This window comes from Roseateles cavernae, assembly GCF_040187885.1.
Lineage (GTDB): Bacteria > Pseudomonadota > Gammaproteobacteria > Burkholderiales > Burkholderiaceae_C > Roseateles_E > Roseateles_E cavernae.
The window spans coordinates 49,791-68,478 of sequence record NZ_JBDPLH010000007.1; the positions used below are offsets into that span (position 1 = coordinate 49,791).

Annotated in this window: 18 protein-coding genes; 10 read left to right on the forward strand and 8 right to left on the reverse strand. The window is 66.8% G+C overall.

What is annotated here, in order from left to right; all coding sequences use genetic code 11:
• Positions 1-5: 5 nt before the first annotated feature.
• The 6 genes from ABGI63_RS18000 to ABGI63_RS18025 form a co-directional block, all read right to left on the reverse strand.
• On the reverse strand, positions 6-281 hold the full coding sequence (locus ABGI63_RS18000; RefSeq protein ID WP_137940648.1) for an FAD assembly factor SdhE: 276 nt from the start codon (positions 279-281) through the stop codon (positions 6-8).
• Between the two features lie 22 nt (positions 282-303).
• Complete coding sequence (locus tag ABGI63_RS18005; protein WP_137940649.1) at positions 304-1,008, reverse strand: succinate dehydrogenase iron-sulfur subunit; 705 nt, start codon at positions 1,006-1,008, stop codon at positions 304-306.
• A gap of 13 nt (positions 1,009-1,021) precedes the next feature.
• Positions 1,022-2,818, reverse strand: coding sequence for a succinate dehydrogenase flavoprotein subunit (sdhA, locus tag ABGI63_RS18010; RefSeq protein ID WP_269841634.1), 1,797 nt, complete (start codon positions 2,816-2,818; stop codon positions 1,022-1,024).
• On the reverse strand, positions 2,818-3,177 hold the full coding sequence (gene sdhD / locus ABGI63_RS18015; RefSeq protein ID WP_266008263.1) for a succinate dehydrogenase, hydrophobic membrane anchor protein: 360 nt from the start codon (positions 3,175-3,177) through the stop codon (positions 2,818-2,820). Before sdhD ends, sdhA begins: the two co-directional genes overlap by 1 nt.
• 16 nt (positions 3,178-3,193) lie before the next feature.
• Positions 3,194-3,637, reverse strand: a complete 444-nt coding sequence (gene sdhC / locus ABGI63_RS18020) for a succinate dehydrogenase, cytochrome b556 subunit (RefSeq protein WP_349743747.1) — start codon at positions 3,635-3,637, stop codon at positions 3,194-3,196.
• 95 nt (positions 3,638-3,732) lie between these two features.
• The gene (locus tag ABGI63_RS18025) at positions 3,733-4,494 is read right to left on the reverse strand and encodes a GntR family transcriptional regulator (RefSeq protein WP_349743748.1); all 762 of its coding nucleotides are present in this window, start codon (positions 4,492-4,494) and stop codon (positions 3,733-3,735) included.
• Positions 4,495-4,755: 261 nt separating this feature from the next.
• On the opposite strand from ABGI63_RS18025, the gene ABGI63_RS18030 reads away from it, so the two are divergent.
• The 9 genes from ABGI63_RS18030 to ABGI63_RS18070 all read left to right on the forward strand — a co-directional run bounded on the left by ABGI63_RS18030 (position 4,756) and on the right by ABGI63_RS18070 (position 15,316).
• Positions 4,756-5,745, forward strand: a complete 990-nt coding sequence (locus ABGI63_RS18030; protein WP_349743749.1) for a malate dehydrogenase — start codon at positions 4,756-4,758, stop codon at positions 5,743-5,745.
• A gap of 79 nt (positions 5,746-5,824) precedes the next feature.
• Complete coding sequence (locus tag ABGI63_RS18035) at positions 5,825-6,835, forward strand: HpcH/HpaI aldolase/citrate lyase family protein (RefSeq protein WP_349743750.1); 1,011 nt, start codon at positions 5,825-5,827, stop codon at positions 6,833-6,835.
• Positions 6,836-6,943: 108 nt separating this feature from the next.
• Complete coding sequence (locus ABGI63_RS18040) at positions 6,944-7,540, forward strand: hypothetical protein (protein ID WP_349743751.1); 597 nt, start codon at positions 6,944-6,946, stop codon at positions 7,538-7,540.
• A 112-nt stretch (positions 7,541-7,652) separates the two neighbouring features.
• Positions 7,653-7,919, forward strand: a complete 267-nt coding sequence (locus ABGI63_RS18045; RefSeq protein ID WP_137940657.1) for an AbrB/MazE/SpoVT family DNA-binding domain-containing protein — start codon at positions 7,653-7,655, stop codon at positions 7,917-7,919.
• Entirely contained in the window at positions 7,916-8,320 is a 405-nt protein-coding gene (locus tag ABGI63_RS18050) for a type II toxin-antitoxin system VapC family toxin (RefSeq protein ID WP_262973020.1), read from the forward strand. Before ABGI63_RS18045 ends, ABGI63_RS18050 begins: the two co-directional genes overlap by 4 nt.
• 38 nt (positions 8,321-8,358) lie before the next feature.
• The gene (gene acnB, locus ABGI63_RS18055) at positions 8,359-10,950 is read left to right on the forward strand and encodes a bifunctional aconitate hydratase 2/2-methylisocitrate dehydratase (protein ID WP_349743752.1); all 2,592 of its coding nucleotides are present in this window, start codon (positions 8,359-8,361) and stop codon (positions 10,948-10,950) included.
• Between the two features lie 149 nt (positions 10,951-11,099).
• Positions 11,100-12,725 carry a response regulator gene (locus ABGI63_RS18060; RefSeq protein WP_349743753.1) on the forward strand — a complete coding sequence of 542 codons (1,626 nt, stop codon included), beginning with the start codon at positions 11,100-11,102 and terminating at the stop codon, positions 12,723-12,725.
• A 3-nt stretch (positions 12,726-12,728) separates the two neighbouring features.
• Positions 12,729-13,358: a sensor histidine kinase gene (locus ABGI63_RS18065; protein ID WP_349743755.1), complete on the forward strand. Its 630-nt coding sequence runs from the start codon at positions 12,729-12,731 to the stop codon at positions 13,356-13,358.
• A 53-nt stretch (positions 13,359-13,411) separates the two neighbouring features.
• A complete protein-coding gene (locus tag ABGI63_RS18070) occupies positions 13,412-15,316 on the forward strand; it encodes a bifunctional 2',3'-cyclic-nucleotide 2'-phosphodiesterase/3'-nucleotidase (RefSeq protein WP_349743756.1) in 1,905 nt (634 codons plus the stop codon).
• Positions 15,317-15,323: 7 nt separating this feature from the next.
• Here ABGI63_RS18070 and ABGI63_RS18075 read toward each other — a convergent pair whose 3' ends face one another.
• Positions 15,324-16,574, reverse strand: a complete 1,251-nt coding sequence (locus ABGI63_RS18075) for a pyridoxal-dependent decarboxylase, exosortase A system-associated (protein WP_349743757.1) — start codon at positions 16,572-16,574, stop codon at positions 15,324-15,326.
• Positions 16,571-18,190, reverse strand: coding sequence for an acyl-CoA ligase (AMP-forming), exosortase A system-associated (locus tag ABGI63_RS18080; RefSeq protein ID WP_349743758.1), 1,620 nt, complete (start codon positions 18,188-18,190; stop codon positions 16,571-16,573). Before ABGI63_RS18080 ends, ABGI63_RS18075 begins: the two co-directional genes overlap by 4 nt.
• Positions 18,191-18,423: 233 nt before the next feature.
• Between ABGI63_RS18080 and ABGI63_RS18085 the strand changes: the two genes are divergently transcribed.
• On the forward strand, positions 18,424-18,675 hold the full coding sequence (locus ABGI63_RS18085; RefSeq protein WP_137940664.1) for an acyl carrier protein: 252 nt from the start codon (positions 18,424-18,426) through the stop codon (positions 18,673-18,675).
• Positions 18,676-18,688 lie beyond the last annotated feature (13 nt).

The window sequence follows — 18,688 nt, forward strand, 5'->3', positions numbered from 1 at the left end:
GGGATTCAGGGGGCGGTCCTGAGCAGGGCCAGGACCTCTTGCACATCGGCGCGATCGAGTTCGCCTTCGGGCTGCTTGCGGCACAGGAACAGGTCCAACAAATCGTTGTCGGACAGCTCCATCAGCACGCGCAGGCCCTCGGCCTGATGCTCGGTCAGACTGCGGTCGTATCGAGCGAAGAAGCGCTCGATGAAGAGATCATTCTCCAGCAGACCACGCCGGCAGCGCCAGCGCAGCTTGGAGAGGGCTCTCTCGTCGATCAGGGTGTTGACAGCGGTCATGACTGAGCGGGGCCGGGCATCGTCAGACGGCGCGCCGGACCATCAATTCCTTGATCTTGCCGATGGCCTTCGTCGGGTTCAGCCCCTTCGGGCAGACATCGACGCAGTTCATGATGGTGTGGCAGCGGAACAGGCGGTACGGATCTTCCAGATTGTCCAGACGCTCGCCGGTGGCCTCGTCGCGGCTGTCGGCGATGAAGCGGTAGGCCTGCAGCAGGCCGGCGGGGCCGACGAACTTGTCCGGGTTCCACCAGAAGCTGGGGCAGCTGGTCGAACAGCTGGCGCACAGGATGCACTCGTACAGGCCGTTGAGCTCTTCGCGCTCTTCGGGGAACTGCAGACGCTCCTTGTCGGGCAGCGGCGTGTCGTTGACCAGATAGGGCTTGATCGAGTTGTACTGCTTGAAGAACTGCGTCATGTCGACGATCAGGTCGCGCACGACCGGCAGGCCCGGCAGCGGCTTCAAGACGATGGTGCCCGGCAGGGTACGCATATTCGTCAGGCAGGCCAGACCGTTCTTGCCGTTGATGTTCATCGCATCCGAGCCGCAGACGCCCTCGCGGCAGCTGCGACGGAAGCTCAGGCTGGGATCGACGGCCTTGAGCTTGTTCAGGGCATCCAGCAGCATGCGCTCAGAGCCGTCCAGCTCGACCTCGAGGGTCTGCATATAGGGCTTGGCATCCTTGTCCGGGTCGTAGCGGTAGATCTGAAAAGTACGCTTGGTCATAGTGATTTACCTCTTAGAACGTACGGACCTTGGGCGGAATCGACTCGGCCGTCAGCGGCTTCAAGTTGACCGGCTTGTAGTCCAGGCGGTTGCCTTCCGAGTACCACAGCGTGTGCTTCATCCACTGCTCGTCGTTGCGACCATTCGGATGGGCGGGCGTGTCGCCGTAGTCGTCCACCGTGTGGGCGCCGCGGCTCTCGGTGCGGGCCGCTGCGGAGACGATGGTGGCCTGGGCCGCCTCGATCAGGTTCTCGACCTCCAGCGCCTCGATGCGGGCGGTGTTGAAGACCTTGGACTTGTCCTTCAGCGTGATGTTGGCCACGCGCTTGGCGATCTCGGCCACCTTGGCCACGCCCTCGTTGAGCATGGCCTGGGTGCGGAACACGCCGGCATGCTGCTGCATCGCGGCCCGCAGATCGTTGGCCACATCCTGCGCATACTCGCCGCTGGTGCTGGCGTCCAGGCGGGCCAGGCGGGCCAGCGAGCGGTCGGCCGCATCGGCCGGCAGATCCTTGTGCGCTTTAGTCTTCAGGCCGGCGTCGACGATGTGGTTGCCGGCCGCACGGCCGAACACCAGCAGGTCGAGCAGCGAGTTGGTGCCCAGGCGGTTCGCGCCGTGCACGCTGACGCAGGCGCACTCGCCCACCGCGTACAGGCCGTTGATCACCGCATTGGGCTTGCCGTCCTTGGGCACGACCACCTGGCCATGGATATTGGTCGGGATGCCACCCATCTGGTAGTGGATGGTCGGCACCACCGGGATCGGTTCCTTGGTGATGTCGACATTGGCGAAGTTGTGGCCGATCTCGAACACCGAAGGCAGGCGCTTCATGATGGTGTCGCCGCCCAGATGGGTCATGTCCAGCTGGATGTAGTCCTTGTTCGGACCGCAGCCACGCCCTTCCTTGATTTCCTGGTCCATGCAGCGCGAAACGAAGTCGCGCGGTGCCAGGTCCTTCAGGGTCGGCGCATAGCGTTCCATGAAACGCTCGCCATTGCTGTTGCGCAGGATCGCGCCTTCGCCACGGCAGCCTTCGGTCAGCAGCACGCCGGCGTTGTGCACGCCGGTCGGGTGGAACTGCCAGAACTCCATGTCTTCCAGCGGGATGCCAGCACGCGCCGCCATGCCCAGGCCGTCGCCGGTGTTGATGAAGGCATTGGTCGAGGCGGCGAAGATGCGCCCTGCCCCGCCGGTGGCCAGCAGCACGGTCTTGGCCTGCAGGATGTGGACCTCGCCGGTCTCCATCTCCAGCGCGGTCACGCCCACCACATCGCCCTCGGCGTCGCGAATCAGGTCCAGCGCCATCCATTCGACGAAGAACTGCGTCTTGGCCTTGACGTTCTGCTGGTACAGCGTGTGCAGCATCGCGTGGCCGGTCCGGTCGGCCGCCGCGCAGGCGCGCTGCACCGGCTTCTCGCCGTAGTTGGCGGTGTGGCCGCCGAAGGGGCGCTGATAGATCGTGCCGTCGGCATTGCGATCGAAGGGCATGCCGAAATGCTCAAGCTCGTAGACAACCTTGGGCGCCTCGCGGCACATGAACTCGATCGCGTCCTGGTCACCCAGCCAGTCCGAGCCCTTGACGGTGTCGAAGAAGTGGTAGTGCCAGTTGTCTTCCGACATATTTCCCAGGCTGGCGCCGATGCCGCCCTGGGCGGCCACGGTGTGCGAGCGGGTCGGAAAAACCTTGGACAGCACGGCCACATTGAGGCCGGCCAGCGAGAGCTGCAAGGAGGCGCGCATGCCGGAGCCGCCGGCACCGACGATCACGACATCAAACTTGCGCTTAGGAATCGAATTTGCCACCGTCATCACAGTCTCCACAACACTTGGATCGCCCAGCCGGCGCAACCCACCAGCCACACCAGGGTGAACACCTGCAGGCACAGGCGCGCGCCGACGGGCTGCACATAGTCCATCCAGATATCGCGCATGCCCACCCACGCGTGGTAGGCCAGCGAGATGATCACGACAAAGGTCAGCACCTTCATCCACTGCGACGAGAAGATCGCTGCCCAGTGGTCATAGCCCAGCTCGCCGGGCATCAGGAACTGCACCAGCAGCACGACGGTGAACAAGGCCATCAAAACGGCCGTGATGCGCTGGGCCAGCCAGTCGCGCAGACCGTAGTGCGCACCCACGACGATGCGCTTGGAACCAAAAGTACTCATTGTTTTAACCTCGCGTTCAGTACAGGCCGAAGAGCTTGGCCGCGACGGCCGCCGTCAGCAGCACGCTGGCGGCCAGCGTGAACACCGCCGACGAATGGCCCTGCTCCTTGCTGACGCTGTGCGTCGCATCCATCCACAGATGGCGCACGCCGGCGATGAAGTGATGCAGATAGGCCCAGGCCAGGCCCAGCACCACCAGCTTGACGAACCAGGCCGGCACAAAGCCGATGCCGGCCACAAAGGCGTTGGTGAAGGCGTCGTAGGAGATCTCGGATGTCAGGCTGTTGTCGAACATCCAGATGATGAAGGGCAAGAGCAGGAACATCAGCAGACCGCTGACCCGGTGCAGGATGGACACAAAGCCGGCCGGCGGCAGCCGGTAGGTTCGCACATCGGTAAAGATATTGATGTTGCGATAGACCGGTCTTTTCTTGGCGGTACCGTTGGTGGTGCTTGTCATACCCAACCTTATGTAATCAACATGAAACCCGAGGATTTTATTGCAATGCAGCAGGACCTCTGCGGCGACAGTGCGCGCTACGCAACGCGCAAGGATTAGTTCAGCTCATTGCGGTAAAAGTGTGAGGCGGTGTTATAGAGGCCGCGCCGCAGCTCGACCGGCTTGTCACCATAGGTGAAGGACAGGCGCTCGACGCTCAGCAGCGGCGTGCCCGGCGCCACCTGCAGCAGCGCAGCGGCCTCGGCATCGGCCGCGACCGCACGGATCTGTTCCTGGGCGCGAATCATGTGCACGCCGAACTCGGCCTCGAACAGGCCGTAGAACGGCCCGCGGTGCTTCTCCAGCCGTTCGGCCGTCAGCCCCTTGAACAGGGCGCCGGGCAGCCAGATATCGTCCAGCACCACCGGGTGGTTCTTGCTGTGCAGCAGCCGACGCACCTCGACCATCGGGTCGCCGGCACGCATCTGCAGCTGCTTGGCGATCCAGGCCGGCGCGCGCTGGCGCTTGCAGTCCAGCAGCTGGCGACCCAGCGCTTCCTGGCCCTCGTCGGGCATCAGGCGCAGAAAGCGGTACTGGATCTTCTGCTCGGCATGGGTCGCGACAAAGGTGCCCTTGCCCTGACGACGCACCAGCAGATTGTCGGCCGCCAGCTCGTCGATGGCCTTGCGCACCGTGCCCTGGCTGACGCCGAAACGCGTCGCCAGCTCGATCTCGCTGGGGATCGCCTCGCCCGCCTTCCACTCGCCGGCCTGCAGGCTGGCGATGATCAGCCCCTTGATCTGGCGGTACAGCGGACTGAAGGAGGGGCCGGCGTCCGGGCGTGCGGATTCGCCGGACAGCGGGAGGGCGGTCGACATGGCCGGCATTGCAGCACAGGTCGGGGCCATTCGTCCATCAAAGTTGAGTGATATCTTCTATAAGACATAAGACGCGAACAAGAAATCCGGAAAACATCGCATAATCGCGCGCTATGGCATCGCAGGCCGCCAGTCCAGCCGGGTAAGCCCTTGGACTGTCCTACACTTGCGCGGCACTCGCCGGAACGCTGGAGCTTGTCTTCCGGCACCCCTGCGGGCATGGAACAACCCCATATTTCGTCATTACCCCGGAGCTTTCACATGAGCACAAAGAAACCCGTTCGCGTCGCCGTCACCGGTGCCGCCGGCCAGATCGGCTACGCCCTGCTGTTCCGCATCGCCTCCGGCGAAATGCTGGGCAAGGACCAGCCGGTGATCCTGCAGCTGCTGGAGATCCCTGACGAGAAGGCCCAGAACGCGCTGAAGGGCGTGATCATGGAGCTGCAGGATTGCGCCTTCCCGCTGCTGGTGGGCATCGAGGCCCACAGCGACCCGATGACCGCCTTCAAGGACACCGACTACGCGCTGCTGGTCGGCTCGCGTCCGCGCGGCCCGGGCATGGAGCGCTCGGAGCTGCTGTCGATCAACGGCGCCATCTTCACCGCCCAGGGCAAGGCGCTGAACGCCGTGGCCTCGCGCAATGTCAAGGTGCTGGTGGTCGGCAACCCGGCCAATACCAATGCCTATATCGCGATGAAGTCGGCCCCGGACCTGCCGGCCAAGAACTTCACCGCGATGCTGCGCCTGGATCACAACCGCGCCGCCTCGCAGCTGGCCGCCAAGACCGGCAAGCCGGTCGCCGAGATCGAGAAGCTGGCCGTCTGGGGCAACCACTCGCCGACCATGTACGCCGACTACCGCTTCGCCACCATCGGCGGCGCCTCGGTCAAGGCCATGATCAATGACGAGGCCTGGAACCGCGAAACCTTCCTGCCCACCGTGGGCAAGCGCGGCGCCGCCATCATCGCGGCCCGCGGCCTGTCCTCGGCCGCCTCGGCCGCCAATGCCGCGATCGACCATATGCGCGACTGGGCCCTGGGCACCAATGGCAAGTGGGTCACGATGGGCATCCCCTCGGGCGGCGAGTACGGCATTCCGAAGGAAGTGATGTTCGGCTACCCGGTCACCTGCGAGAACGGCGAATACAAGATCGTCGACGGCCTGGAGATCGATGCCTTCTCGCAGGAGTGCATCAACAAGACCCTGAACGAGCTGCTGGAAGAGCAGGCGGGCGTCAAGCACCTACTCTGAACCTCGCGCTTGAGCGACACTCGCTTGAGCAAAACCAAGGGTCGGCTTTTGCCGGCCCTTTTTCATTGAGACCGCCATCGTGACCACCGCACCCCACCCCCGCCTGGCCCTGTTCGAGGAAGGCGATGCCGCCACCGCCCTGCCCGTGGTCGACCACTACTGCGGCGTCGAGGCCCGCATGAGCAAGAGCCTGGAGCTGCAGGCCGAGATGGGCCCGGTGTTTGACATCACGCTGGACTGCGAGGACGGCGCACCGATAGGCGGCGAGGCCGAGCATGTGCAGCTGGTGCTCGCGATGCTCCACAGTGCGAACAACCGGTTCGGCCGTGTCGGCGCCCGCGTCCATCCGCTGGATCATCCCGCCTTCGAGGCCGATGTCGACGGCCTGATCGCCGGCGCCGGTGCAAAGCTGGCCTATCTGATGGTGCCCAAGCCGCGCGGCATCAAAGATGTCGAGCAAGCCTGCGCCTTCATCGATGCCAGCCTGGCCCGCCACGGCATCAGCCGCCCGCTGCCCGTCCATGTGCTGATCGAGACCCACGGCGCGCTGCGCGAGGTGCAGCAGATCGCCGCCCATCCGCGCATCGAGTCGCTGTCCTTCGGCCTGATGGACTTCGTCTCGGCCCATCGCGGCACGATCCCGCGTCAGGGCATGAGCTTGCAGGGCCAGTTCAGCCATCCGCTGGTGGTGCGAGCCAAGCTCGAGATCGCCGCCGCCGCCCATGGCTTCGGCAAGACACCGTCGCACTGCGTCGTCACCGAGTTCAAGAAGGTCGCGGCCATCGAGGAAGCCGCGCGGCGCGCCGCCCGCGAGTTCGGCTACACGCGCATGTGGAGCATCCACCCGAGCCAGATCCAACCCATCATCGACGCCTTCGCCCCCAGCGTGGCCGAGATCGACGAGGCCATCGACATCATCCATGCCGCCCAGGCGGCCCATTGGGCGCCGATCCAGTACCGCGACCATTTGCACGACCGTGCCAGCTACCGCTATTTCTGGCAGTTGCTGGAGCGCGCTCACCGCACCGGCCAGACCCTGCCGATCGAAGTCGAGCAGGCCTACTTCGGCGACGCCGCCCATTTGGGGTAAAGCAGGGGGCAGCGCTGCGGCGGTGGCGGTGACAATCGCTCACCCGCACCGATCGCCGATGCGGCTACATTGCAGCGCGAGCCTTCCCTGCCGTACCCAGAGATACCCATGAAAATCATTCCCACCCTGACCCTGCTGATCAGCCTCGCGAGCGCTGGCGCCGTGATGGCCCAGCCTGCGGCTCCCGCCGCCAAGCCGGCCAACCCGCAAGCCGGCAAGAAAGCCCCGGCCAAGCCCCGTGGCAAGCCCGTCGCCAAGCCGGTGCCGCCCCCGCCGCCGCTGGCCGATGCCACCGAAGAACAGCTGGCCGCCACCGAGCGCGCCTATCTGGGCACCTATGACTGCGAGTTCAAGCAATCGGTCAGCATCACCCGCAATATCAAGCCTGGCTATCTGGACGTGATGTGGCAAAAGGACACCTTCACGATGAAGCCGGTGCTGTCCTCGACCGGCGCGCTGCGCCTGGAGGACGTGACCGGCCGCACCCTGATGATCCAGATCGCCAACAAGTCCATGCTGATGGACACCCATGTGGGCCGCCGCCTGGTCGACGAGTGCCTGCATCCCGAGCACCGCGCCGCGATCGAGGCCGCGAAGATCGCCCGTGCCGCCGCTGCCGCATCGGCCGCAGCCTCCGGCCTGGAGGTCGAAGCCGACGCCAGCAGCCTGGGCATCGCGCCCAGCCCCGCCAAGCGCGGCAGCTGAAGCCGGCCCAGCAGGCTCTGATCGGCGCGCGGGTATTCCCGGGCGAGGTCAAAGTATGTAGAATCAATGCATACTTTCCTCGCCATACTGGCGCCCACTCCGGAGCCCTGCCATGGAAGCCACCGTTGCCGAACGCGGCCAGATCACCCTGCCCAAGGCGGTGCGTGATGCGCTGGGCCTGAGCAAGGGCACCACGCTCAAGGTCGAACTTGACGGCGGCCGCATCATCCTGAGCAAGAACGTCGATGACGCGCTGGCCAAGCTGCGCGGGCGTTTCAAGCTGGCCGAAGGCTTCACCAGCACCAATGATGCGATGCGCGCGCTGCGTGGCCGCGCCCCGGGCGACCCCTATCCCGCGCCCAGCGAGGACGAGACATGATCGCCGTCGACTCCTCCGTGCTGGTCGACGTGCTGACCGGCGATGCCGAGTACGGCGAGGCCTCCTCGCTGGTGTTGGCCAAGGCCTTGAGCGAGGGCGAGGTCGTCATCAGCGAAGCGGTCGTGGCCGAGGTCCAGACCCTGCTCGATACGCGCGAGACGGTGATGGATGCGCTCAACGAGTTCGGCATCCGCTTCGAGCCCATCCAGCAGGCCGCCGCCGTGCGCGCCGGCCATATGCAGCGCCGCTACCGCGATCGTGGCGGCAAGCGCGAGCGCGTGGTGGCCGATTTCCTGATCGGCGCCCATGCCCTGCTGCAGTGCCAAGCCCTGATCACCCGCGACGAAGGATTCTTCCGCGATTACTACAAGGGCCTGAGGCTCATCGTTCCCCAACGTTGACCCGCCCGCTGACCCCACCTAGCCCCCCAGGAGTAGCCATGTTGCAAGCCTATCGCCAACACACCGCCGAGCGCGCCGCGCTGGGCATCCCGCCCCTGCCTTTGGACGCCAAGCAGGTGGCCGAGCTGATCGAGCTGATCAAGACGCCCCCGACCGGGGAAGGCGAGTTCCTGCTGGACCTGCTGACGCACCGCGTGCCCCCGGGCGTCGATGACGCCGCCAAGGTCAAGGCCAGCTTCCTGGCCGCCGTGGCCCATGGCGACCTGACTGTGGGACTGATTTCCAAGGCCAAGGCCACCGAGCTGCTGGGCACCATGGTGGGCGGCTACAACGTCCATCCGCTGATCGAGCTGCTGGACGATGCCGCCGTGGCCGAGGTCGCCGCCGCCGGCCTGAAGAAGACCCTGCTGATGTTCGACTTCTTCAACGATGTCGCCGAGAAGGCCAAGGCCGGCAATGCGCAGGCCAAGGCCGTGATGCAGAGCTGGGCCGAGGCCGAGTGGTTCACCTCGCGCCCCGAAGTCGCCAAGAAAATCACCGTGACCGTGTTCAAGGTGCCCGGCGAGACCAATACCGACGATCTGTCGCCGGCCCCCGATGCCTGGAGCCGCCCGGACATCCCGCTGCACTATCTGGCGATGCTGAAGAACACCCGTCCCGGCGCGGCCTTCGTGCCCGAGGAAGACGGCAAGCGCGGCCCGATGAAATTCATCGAGGAGCTGAAGAGCAAGGGCCATCTGGTGGCCTATGTCGGCGATGTGGTCGGCACCGGCTCCTCGCGCAAGAGCGCCACCAACAGCGTGATCTGGGCCACCGGCCAGGACATCCCCTTCGTGCCGAACAAGCGCTTCGGCGGCGTCACGCTGGGCGGCAAGATCGCGCCTATCTTCTTCAACACGCAGGAAGACTCCGGCGCACTGCCGATCGAGGTCGATGTCTCGGCCTTCGAGATGGGCGATGTGATCGACATCTACCCCTATGAGGGCAAGATCGAGAAGGACGGCAAGGTCGCGGTCGAGTTCCAGCTCAAGAGCGATGTGCTGTTCGACGAGGTTCGCGCCGGCGGCCGTATCAATCTGATCATCGGCCGCTCGCTGACCGCCAAGGCTCGCGAGTTCCTGGGCCTGCCCGCCTCCACCAGCTTCCGCCTGCCCCAGCCTCCGGCCGCCACCCAGGCCGGCTTCACGCTGGCACAGAAGATGGTCGGCCGCGCCGTCGGTCTGCCGGAAGGCCAGGGCGTGCGCCCCGGCACCTATTGCGAGCCCAAGATGACCACGGTCGGCTCGCAGGACACCACCGGCCCGATGACCCGCGACGAGCTGAAGGACCTGGCCTGCCTGGGCTTCTCGGCCGATCTGGTGATGCAGAGCTTCTGCCACACCGCCGCCTATCCGAAGCCGGTCGACGTCAAGACCCACCGCGAGCTGCCCGCCTTCATCAGCAACCGCGGCGGCGTCTCGCTGCGCCCCGGCGACGGCGTGATCCACAGCTGGCTGAACCGCCTGCTGCTGCCCGACACCGTCGGCACCGGCGGCGACAGCCACACCCGCTTCCCGATCGGCATTTCCTTCCCGGCCGGCTCCGGCCTGGTGGCCTTCGGTGCCGCCACCGGCGTGATGCCGCTGGACATGCCCGAGTCGGTGCTGGTGCGCTTCAAGGGCCAGATGCAGCCCGGCATCACGCTGCGCGACCTGGTCCATGCGATCCCGCTGTATGCCATCAAGCAAGGCCTGCTGACCGTCGCCAAGGCCGGCAAGATCAACGCCTTCTCGGGTCGCATCCTGGAGATCGAAGGCCTGCCTGACCTGAAGGTGGAGCAAGCCTTCGAGCTGAGCGACGCCTCGGCCGAGCGCAGCGCCGCCGGCTGCACCGTGCACCTGAACCCCGAGCCGATCAAGGAATACCTCACCAGCAATATCGTGCTGATGAAGAACATGATCGCCGACGGCTACGCCGACGCCCGCACCCTGCAGCGCCGCATCCAGGCCGTCGAAGCCTGGCTGGCCGACCCCAAGCTGATGAAGGCCGACGCCGACGCCGAGTACGCCCACGTCATCGAGATCGACCTGGCCGACATCAAGGAGCCCATCCTGTGCTGCCCGAATGATCCGGACGATGCCAAGTTCCTCAGCGATGTGGCCGGCACCAAGATCGACGAGGTCTTCATCGGCTCCTGCATGACGAACATCGGCCACTTCCGTGCCGCCTCCAAGCTGCTGGAAGGCAAGCGCGACATCCCGGTCAAGCTGTGGGTCGCCCCGCCGACCAAGATGGACGCCCAGGAGCTGACCAAGGAAGGCCATTACGGCACCTTCGGCACGGCCGGTGCGCGCATGGAAATGCCGGGCTGCTCGCTGTGCATGGGCAATCAGGCCCAGGTCAAGGAAGGCGCCACCGTGGTGTCCACCTCCACGCGCAACTTCCCCAACCGTTTGGGCAAGAACAGCAACGTCTACCTGGCCTCGGCCGAGCTGGCCGCGATCGCCTCCAAGCTAGGCCGCATCCCGACCGTGGCCGAGTACCACGCGGACATGGGCGTGATCAATGCCGACGGCAGCAAGATCTACAAGTACATGAACTTCGACCAGATCGAAGAGTACGCGGAGACGGCCAAGGGCGTGACGGCCTGAGTCTGAATCGGGCTTGACCGATCAGCGGCCCGCCGACGCGAAGTCGGCGGGCCGCTGTCTTTGTGGCCGGCGCGGTACAAAGTCGCATGAAGCGCCTGCGCTTTCACTTACAGTCGATGCGATGACGCCCACCGCGCCGGAGTGATGCCATGAGTGCAGCTCAGCCCAAACCGACCTCGGCCTACAAGGTGCTGGTGGTCGACGACCAGCAGCAGATGCGCCAGATCATCCGCGAGTCGCTGTACCGACTGGGCATACGCACGGTGCTGATGGCCGGCAATGCGGCCGAGGCCCTGAAGGCCATGCGTGGCGAAGGCATCGACCTGGTGCTCAGCGACTACAACCTCGGCGAAGGCCCGGACGGCCAGCAGCTGCTGGAGGCCGCGCGCGGCGCCAAGCTGCTGAGCCCGGTCGCACCGTGGATCTACATCACCGCCAACGCCCTGCGCACCGACATCCTGGCGGCCGGCGATTTCATGCCCGATGGCTATATCGTCAAGCCCTTCACCGACCAGCTGCTGTCGCGCTATATCGAGGCGCTGTCGACCCGCAAGCAGACGCTGGCGCCCCTGCTGCTGGCGGTCGAGGCCCAGCAATGGGAGCAGGTGCTGGAGGCCGCCGAAGGCTTCATCCGGCGCGGCGATGCACTCAGCGTCGAAGGCCTGAAGCAGAAGGCTCAGGCCTTGATGCGGCTGGCCCGCTTCGAGGACGCCCGTGCCTGCTATGCGCAGGCGCTGCAGCTGAACTCCGAGCTGTCCTGGGCCCAGCTGGGTCAGGCCCAGGCCCTGCGTGCGCAGGGCAAGACCGAGCAAGCCCGCGCCGCGCTGGAACAGCTGACACGCGATCAGCCCTCCTATGCCAGCGCCTATGACGTGCTGCTGGAAATGGCCGAAGACCAGGGCGACGCACAGGCGGCGATGGGCATCGCCCAGACCGTCGCCGATCTGGTGCCGAACGCCAAGCGCAAGCTGCGCCTGGGCAGCCTGGCCCTGGGTGCCGGCGAGACCGAGACCGCGTTGAAGGCGTTGGAGCAGGCCGCCGCAAAGAACAAGCACGCGGTTCAACCGACGCCGCAGGCCCAGCTGCTGCTGACCCAGGCCCTGCTGGACAAGGGTGACGCCCTGCGCGCGCTGAGCCTGGCCGGCGAGCTGGCGAAGAAGTTCGCCGACGCGCCGGACGCCGGTCTGCTGGCCAAGGCGCTCAGCGCCCAGGCCCAGCAGCGCCTGGGCAATGCGGCCGCCGCGACCGCGCTGATGCAGGAGGTCGAGCAGCGCATGGCCAAGACGCCGCTGGACGAGCAGCACAAGCTGCTGATTGCGAAGAGTGCGCTGGCCACCGGCGAGACCGCGCTGGGCCAGCAGCTGATCACCGAGCTGGCACGCAACCACAGCGACCGCCCCCTGCTGCTGGCCAGTGCGCTGCGTGCTGCCGAGGGCACGCCGGCCGAGGCCGAGTGCCGGGCCCTGATCGAGCAGGTCGGCCGCGAGATGACGGAGGCGATGAACGCGCTGCAACAGGCCAAGCGCAGCGGCGATGTGGCACGGGCACTGGCGCTCGGCGAGCAGGCGCTGGCGCTGTCGCCGCAGAACTTCAATGTGCTGATCGAGCTGTGCAGCCTGCACCTGATCGCGATGGGGCGCGAGAGCGCGGATGCACGCGAGCCGCACCGCGCGCGCGCCGCCGAGTTGCTGGCCCGGCTGGAGCACAGCCATCCGAATCACGACCGCGTCGCGGCGGCCCGCAAGTTCTATCGCGAGCGCGCCGGCGCCGCCTGAGCCATGCTGGATCGCTACCTCAACGCCGCGGTGCTGCACGACCTGAAGAACCGCCTGGCCATCCTCAGCGACGAACTGACCAAGCTCGGCCGGCTGGATCTGCCGGCCCAGGCCCATCAGCATGCGCGCCAGGCCCATGAGCAGGCCCATGTGCTGACCCGCAAGCTGGTCGAATTCCTGACCGCTCAGCAGGCCAGCGAGGCCGGCGGCCTGCGCGCCGCCGCGGCCGAGGAGATTCCCGAGGCGATGCTGCAGGACATGCATGCCGAGGCCCAGATGCTGATACACGGCGGGCTGCAGCTGCAGCTGGAGATCGCCGCTGCGGTGCCGGCCTTCTGGTTCTTCGACCAGCATCTGGTGCGGCTGGCGCTCGACTCGGCGCTCTACAACGCGCTGCGCTTCGCACACAGCCGCATCGTGCTGGGCCTGCGGGTCGAGGACGGCCAGCTGTGCTTTTCGGTGCGCGATGACGGCCCCGGCCTGCAGGCCACGCCGGCCCACAACTCGACGGGCCTGGGCCGCCTGGTCTGCGACGAGGTCGCCAAGGCCCATCGCAACAAGGGCCGCAGCGGCCGCAGCGTGCTGCGCAACCATGCGGACGGCGGCGCGGTGTTCGAGCTGTTTCTGCCCTGATGCGTCAAGACCGGCCTGCTAGCATGCCGGCTTCCCTGCCCTCGCCCATGCCGATGAATCCGACCCGTGCCCTCCTCCTGGTCCTGCTGTCCCTGGCCGGCAGCGCCCAAGCCGCCGAGCTGAAGCTGCGCATCCTGCAGACCAGCGATGTGCACATGAATCTGCTGAACTACGACTACTACCAGGACAAGAGCACCGATGAATACGGCCTGGCCAAGACCGTCAGCCTGATCAAGGCGGCACGGGCCGAGGCCAGGAACAGCCTGCTGTTCGACAACGGCGATCTGCTGCAGGGCAATCCGCTGGGCGATGTGGTGGCGCGGGTCAGGCCGCTGGCCAAGGACGCCGTGCACCCGGCCTACAAGGTGCTGAACCTGCTGAAGGTGGACGCCGCCAATATCGGCAACCACGAGTTCAACTACGGTCTGCCCTTCCTGCGCCAGGCCATCGCCGGCGCGCAATTCCCCTATGTCAGCGCCAATGTAGTCGAGGCCGGCAGCGGCAAGCCGGCCTTCACGCCCTATGTGATTCTGCAGCGCACGCTCGTCGACGAGGCCGGTCAGAGCCATGCGCTGAAGATCGGCGTGATCGGCTTTGTGCCGCCGCAGATCATGCAGTGGGACCGCCAGCATCTGGAAGGCCGGGTCCAGGCGCTGGACATCATCGAGGCGGCCCGGCGCTATCTGCCCGAGATGCGCGCGGCCGGCGCCGAGTTGGTGGTGGCGATCGCGCACAGCGGCTTCGAGAAGACCGAGCAGCCCGAGTTCGCCGAGAACGTGGCCGCCCAACTGGCCCGGGTGCCAGGTGTTGACACCTTGCTACTGGGCCATGCCCATGCCGAGTTCCCCAGCCCTACCTTCGCCGGCTACCCCGGCGTGGATCTGGTGCGCGGCAGCATCCACGGCGTGCCCAGCGTGATGCCGGGCCGCTGGGGCGATCATCTGGGCGTGATCGATCTGAAGCTGGACAACAGCAGCGGCGCCTGGAAGGTGGTCGACAGCCGCGCCGAGATCCGCGCGATCTACCAGCGCAGCAGCCGGCGTGCGCTGGTCGAGGCCGATCCGCTGGTGGCGCAGACGATTGCCGTCGAACACCAGCAGACGCTGGACTATGTGCGCAGCCAGGTGGCCATCACCGAGGCGCCCATCCACAGCTACTTCGCCCAGGTGGCCGACGACCCCTCGGTCCAGGTCGTCGCCCAGGCCCAGCTGGCCTATGTGGCGCGCGCGGTGCGCGGCACGGCCTATGAAAAGCTGCCGCTGCTCTCGGCCGCCGCGCCCTTCAAGGCCGGCGGGCGCCAGGGCTGGAGCAATTACACCGACATCCCGGCCGGCCCGGTCGCGATCAAGCATGTGGCCGATCTCTATGTCTACCCCAACACCATCAAGGCGGTGAAGATCACGGGCGCCGAGCTGCGCGAATGGCTGGAGATGTCAGCCGGCCAGTTCCGGCAGATCGACCCCAAGGGGCCGGCCGAGCAGGCGCTGATCGAGCCGGGCTTTCGCTCCTACAACTTCGACACGGTAGAGGGCGTCAGCTACGAGATCGATGTCAGCCAGCCGGCCCGCTACGATGTCGAGGGCAAGCGCAGCCCGGCCCAGGGCCACCGCATCGTCAATCTGCGCTACCAGGGCCAGCCCGTTGAAGCGGCCGCCGAGTTCCTGGTCGTCACGAACAACTACCGTGCCAACGGCGGCGGCGGTTTCCCGGGCCTGAGCGCCGAGCGCATCGTGATCGATGCGCCCGACGAGAACCGCGAGGCCCTGGCTCAGTACCTGAGCACGGTCAAGCGCTTCAACCCCACGGCCGACGGCAACTGGCGCATCCTGCCGGTGCCGGGCGTCCGGCTGCGCTTCAGCTCAAGCGCCAGCGGCATCCAGCACCTGCCGCGCACGCCGGCCGTGCGCCTGGTCCGCGATCAGGGCGACGGCTCGGCCTTGTACGAGCTGGCGCACTGAGCCGCGATCAGCCGACCAGCACCTCGACCACCGCCGGATGCCCCAGGAATCCCTGCGGGCTGGCGCTGGCGCCATAGGCGCCCGACTGGAACACGACGGCCAGATCGCCCGGCTGGGCCGCCGCCAGCTCCATCTTGTCAGCCAGCAGATCCAGCGGCGTGCACAGCGGCCCCACCACCGAGGCGCTCTCGACGGCAGCCTCGGCGCGTGTCTGGCTGATCATCGCCGGATAGTTCTTGCGTATCACCTGGCCGAAATTGCCCGAGGCCGACAGATGGTGGTGCAGGCCGCCGTCGCAGAGCAGATAGACCTGGCCGCGCGAGACCTTGCGGTCGACGATGCGCGCCACATAGACCCCCGCCTCGCCGACCAGATAGCGGCCCAGCTCGATCACCAGTTCCGCCTGCGGCATCTCGCGTGCCGCGCGCTCGGCAATGGCCTGCAGATTGGCGCCGATGGGCGCCAGATCCAGCGCCTGCTCGCCCGGGAAATAAGGGATGCCGAAGCCGCCACCGAGGTTCAGGAACCTGACCGGGCCGGGCGCATCGGCCGCCAGGCGCAGCGCCAGCTCGTAGCATTTCTGCTGCGCCTCGCAGATGGCCTCGGGCTTGAGGTTCTGCGAACCGGCGAACAGGTGGAAGCCCTCAAACGCCAGACCCAGGCGCCCGACCTCGGCCAGCGCCGCCGGCACCAGTTCGGCATCGATGCCGAACTGCTTGGGGCCGCCGCTCATCTTCATGCCCGAGCCCTTCAGCTCGAAATCGGGGTTCACGCGTATCGCCACCCGCGCCGGCAGGCCCAGCTCGGCCGCCACCGCCGCCAGCACCGGCAACTCGCGCAGGCTCTCCACATTGACCAGCACACCGGCGGCCACCGCCTGGCGCAACTCGATGTCACGCTTGGCCGGCCCGGCAAAGCTGATCTCGGCCGGGTCGGCGCCGGCGTCCAGCGCCACCTTCAGCTCGCCCGCCGAGGCCACGTCGATGCCATCGACCAGGCCCGCCATCAGTGCGACGACCGCCGGCATCGGGTTGGCCTTCATCGCATAGTGCAGCTTGATGCCGGCCGGCAGCGCGGCGCGCAGACTCGCGACGCGCTCACGCAGCAGGCGCCGGTCATAGGCATAGAACGGCGTCTGGCCGACCTGCTCGGCCAGCAGCGAGAGCCGCTTGCCACCGACGATCAACTCGCCGTCCTGCAGCGGGAACTGGCTCATCGCCGCATGCTGCGGCGGCTTCTTCACGGGACTGTCGCTCATAGATTCTTCTCCACCCAGGCGGTGGACAGCAGCTTGCGGTCGATCTTGCCGTTCGGGTTGCGCGGCAGCGGCCCGGCCTGGGCCTCGATGCCGGCCGGCACCATATAGGCCGGCATGCGTTTGCGGCACTCGGCCTGCAGCGCGGCCAGGTCCAGCGCCGCGCTGCCGGCGGGCGGCGTCGCGATCACCTGGATGGCCTGGCCCAGCGTCGCATGGTCGACGCCGAAGGCCACGCACTCGCCGACCAGCTGGGTCGCATACAGCACCTCCTCGACCTCGGTCGGGCTGACCCGGTAGCCCGAGGTCTTCATCATCTCGTCGCGCCGGCCGATGAAGTACAGATAGCCCTCGGCATCGCGGCGCACGGTGTCGCCCGAGAACACCGCGAACTCGGGCAGCTGCAGTCCGGCCTCGCGGGCACCGGCACCGACCGGCAGCGGCTTGTAGCGCTCGGCCGTCTTCTCGGCATCGTTCCAGTAACCCAGCCCCACCAGCGCACCACGATGCACCAGCTCGCCCGGCTCCTCGGCCGCGCATTCGCTGCCATCCTCACGCAGCACCAGGATCTCGGCGTTCGGAATCGCCTTGCCGATCGAGTCGGGCCGCAGATCGACCTGATCGGGCGGCAGATAGGTCGAGCGGAAGGCCTCGGTCAGGCCATACATCAGGAAGGGCTTGGCCTGCGGCACGCGCTGGCGCAGCAGTTGCAGGGTCTCGCGGGGCATGCGGCCGCCGGTATTGGCGAAATAGCGCAGCTGCTGGCCGATCGCGGCCGGCCATTCCAGCTGGGACAGCTGGATATAGAGCGGCGGCACGGCGGTCAACCCGGTGATGCGCTCGCGCTCCATGGCCTTCAGCACATCACGCGGCAGCAGATAGTTCAGCAACACGACGCGGGCGCCGACATGGAAGGCGGTGGTCAGCTGGCTGAAACCGGCATCGAAGGACAGCGGCAGCGCGGCCAGCAGGCTGTCCTCGGGCCGGTTCTCCAGATAGGCCGCCACGCTCTTGGCGCCGGTCACCATATTGCGGTGCGACAGCACCACGCCCTTGGGCCGGCCGGTGGAGCCCGAGGTGTAGAGGATAGCGGCCATATCGCCGTCGATCACGCGGTGGCCGGCCTGCGGCGGCGCGTCCAACAGATCGGCGAAGCGGTGCAGCGGCAGGCCGGCGCCGTCCGCAGCAGCGGGCGCCTCGGTCAGCACCACATGGCGCAGCCCCGGGCAATCCGGCAGGGTCTCGCGCAGCAGCGCATGGCGCTCCGGCGAGGTGATCAGCACCCGCACCTCACAGTCGCGCAGGATGAAGCCGACCTGCTCGGGCTTGAGCAGCGGGTTCAGCGGCACGAACACACCGCCGGCGGCCGGGGCGCCAAAGCTGGCGATCACGGTCTCGAAACGCTTTTCCAGATAGATCGCGACCCGCTCGCCGCGCTGCAGGCCCAGGGCCCGCAAGCCAGCGGCCAGCGCCTGGATCTGCTGCGCCAGCTCGCCGTATGAGAGCTGGCGTTCCGCCAGGCTCAGGGCCGGCGCTGCGGGCGAGCGCAGTGCACTGCGCAGCGGCAACTCATGCAAAAGCACGCTGTCGCCAGAAAAATCCACATGTTCAGCTGTCATGGAACTCATTGAAATAGGGGACACACCGCTTTTGCAGATGTTCGGCGCAGCCAGGCAGGCATCCTACAGGCTGCACCGTCGCGGCCCCGTGGAGCGTACGCGAAACCTGCGTGACATATTGCGGGCGTGCCCCTCAGGATAAGGGGGCCGCCGACCACAGATCGGCGCGGGCGCCCAGTTAAGATGCGCCGCTGTTGTGGGCAGCTTCGCCCTCGGAAAATTACAGAAAAAACATGGACGCCGAAAAGCAAGTTCTGCGCATTCTTGACGAGGTCCTGAGCCTGAACGGCCGCAGCGCCGGCTTTGACCGCGACACCGCCCTGCTCGGCGCCATCCCGGAGCTGGACTCGATGGCCGTGGTCAGCCTGATCACCGCGCTCGAAGAGCAGCTGGGCCTCACGGTCGACGACGATGAGATCGACGGCGCCACCTTTGCCAGCGTGGGCTCGCTGGCGGATTTCGTCGCGGGCAAGCTGGCGAGCTGAGCGCCGGCGCCGC

What these genes read in the sequence shown, in the direction of transcription:
- ABGI63_RS18000 (WP_137940648.1), bottom strand. Translation starts at nt 281, where the DNA reads ATGACCGCTGTCAACACCCTGATCGACGAGAGAGCCCTCTCCAAGCTG.
- ABGI63_RS18005 (WP_137940649.1), bottom strand. Translation starts at nt 1,008, where the DNA reads ATGACCAAGCGTACTTTTCAGATCTACCGCTACGACCCGGACAAGGAT.
- sdhA (WP_269841634.1), bottom strand. Translation starts at nt 2,818, where the DNA reads ATGACGGTGGCAAATTCGATTCCTAAGCGCAAGTTTGATGTCGTGATC.
- sdhD (WP_266008263.1), bottom strand. Translation starts at nt 3,177, where the DNA reads ATGAGTACTTTTGGTTCCAAGCGCATCGTCGTGGGTGCGCACTACGGT.
- sdhC (WP_349743747.1), bottom strand. Translation starts at nt 3,637, where the DNA reads ATGACAAGCACCACCAACGGTACCGCCAAGAAAAGACCGGTCTATCGC.
- ABGI63_RS18025 (WP_349743748.1), bottom strand. Translation starts at nt 4,494, where the DNA reads ATGTCGACCGCCCTCCCGCTGTCCGGCGAATCCGCACGCCCGGACGCC.
- ABGI63_RS18030 (WP_349743749.1), top strand. Translation starts at nt 4,756, where the DNA reads ATGAGCACAAAGAAACCCGTTCGCGTCGCCGTCACCGGTGCCGCCGGC.
- ABGI63_RS18040 (WP_349743751.1), top strand. Translation starts at nt 6,944, where the DNA reads ATGAAAATCATTCCCACCCTGACCCTGCTGATCAGCCTCGCGAGCGCT.
- ABGI63_RS18045 (WP_137940657.1), top strand. Translation starts at nt 7,653, where the DNA reads ATGGAAGCCACCGTTGCCGAACGCGGCCAGATCACCCTGCCCAAGGCG.
- ABGI63_RS18050 (WP_262973020.1), top strand. Translation starts at nt 7,916, where the DNA reads ATGATCGCCGTCGACTCCTCCGTGCTGGTCGACGTGCTGACCGGCGAT.
- acnB (WP_349743752.1), top strand. Translation starts at nt 8,359, where the DNA reads ATGTTGCAAGCCTATCGCCAACACACCGCCGAGCGCGCCGCGCTGGGC.
- ABGI63_RS18060 (WP_349743753.1), top strand. Translation starts at nt 11,100, where the DNA reads ATGAGTGCAGCTCAGCCCAAACCGACCTCGGCCTACAAGGTGCTGGTG.
- ABGI63_RS18065 (WP_349743755.1), top strand. Translation starts at nt 12,729, where the DNA reads ATGCTGGATCGCTACCTCAACGCCGCGGTGCTGCACGACCTGAAGAAC.
- ABGI63_RS18070 (WP_349743756.1), top strand. Translation starts at nt 13,412, where the DNA reads ATGAATCCGACCCGTGCCCTCCTCCTGGTCCTGCTGTCCCTGGCCGGC.
- ABGI63_RS18075 (WP_349743757.1), bottom strand. Translation starts at nt 16,574, where the DNA reads ATGAGCGACAGTCCCGTGAAGAAGCCGCCGCAGCATGCGGCGATGAGC.
- ABGI63_RS18080 (WP_349743758.1), bottom strand. Translation starts at nt 18,190, where the DNA reads ATGACAGCTGAACATGTGGATTTTTCTGGCGACAGCGTGCTTTTGCAT.
- ABGI63_RS18085 (WP_137940664.1), top strand. Translation starts at nt 18,424, where the DNA reads ATGGACGCCGAAAAGCAAGTTCTGCGCATTCTTGACGAGGTCCTGAGC.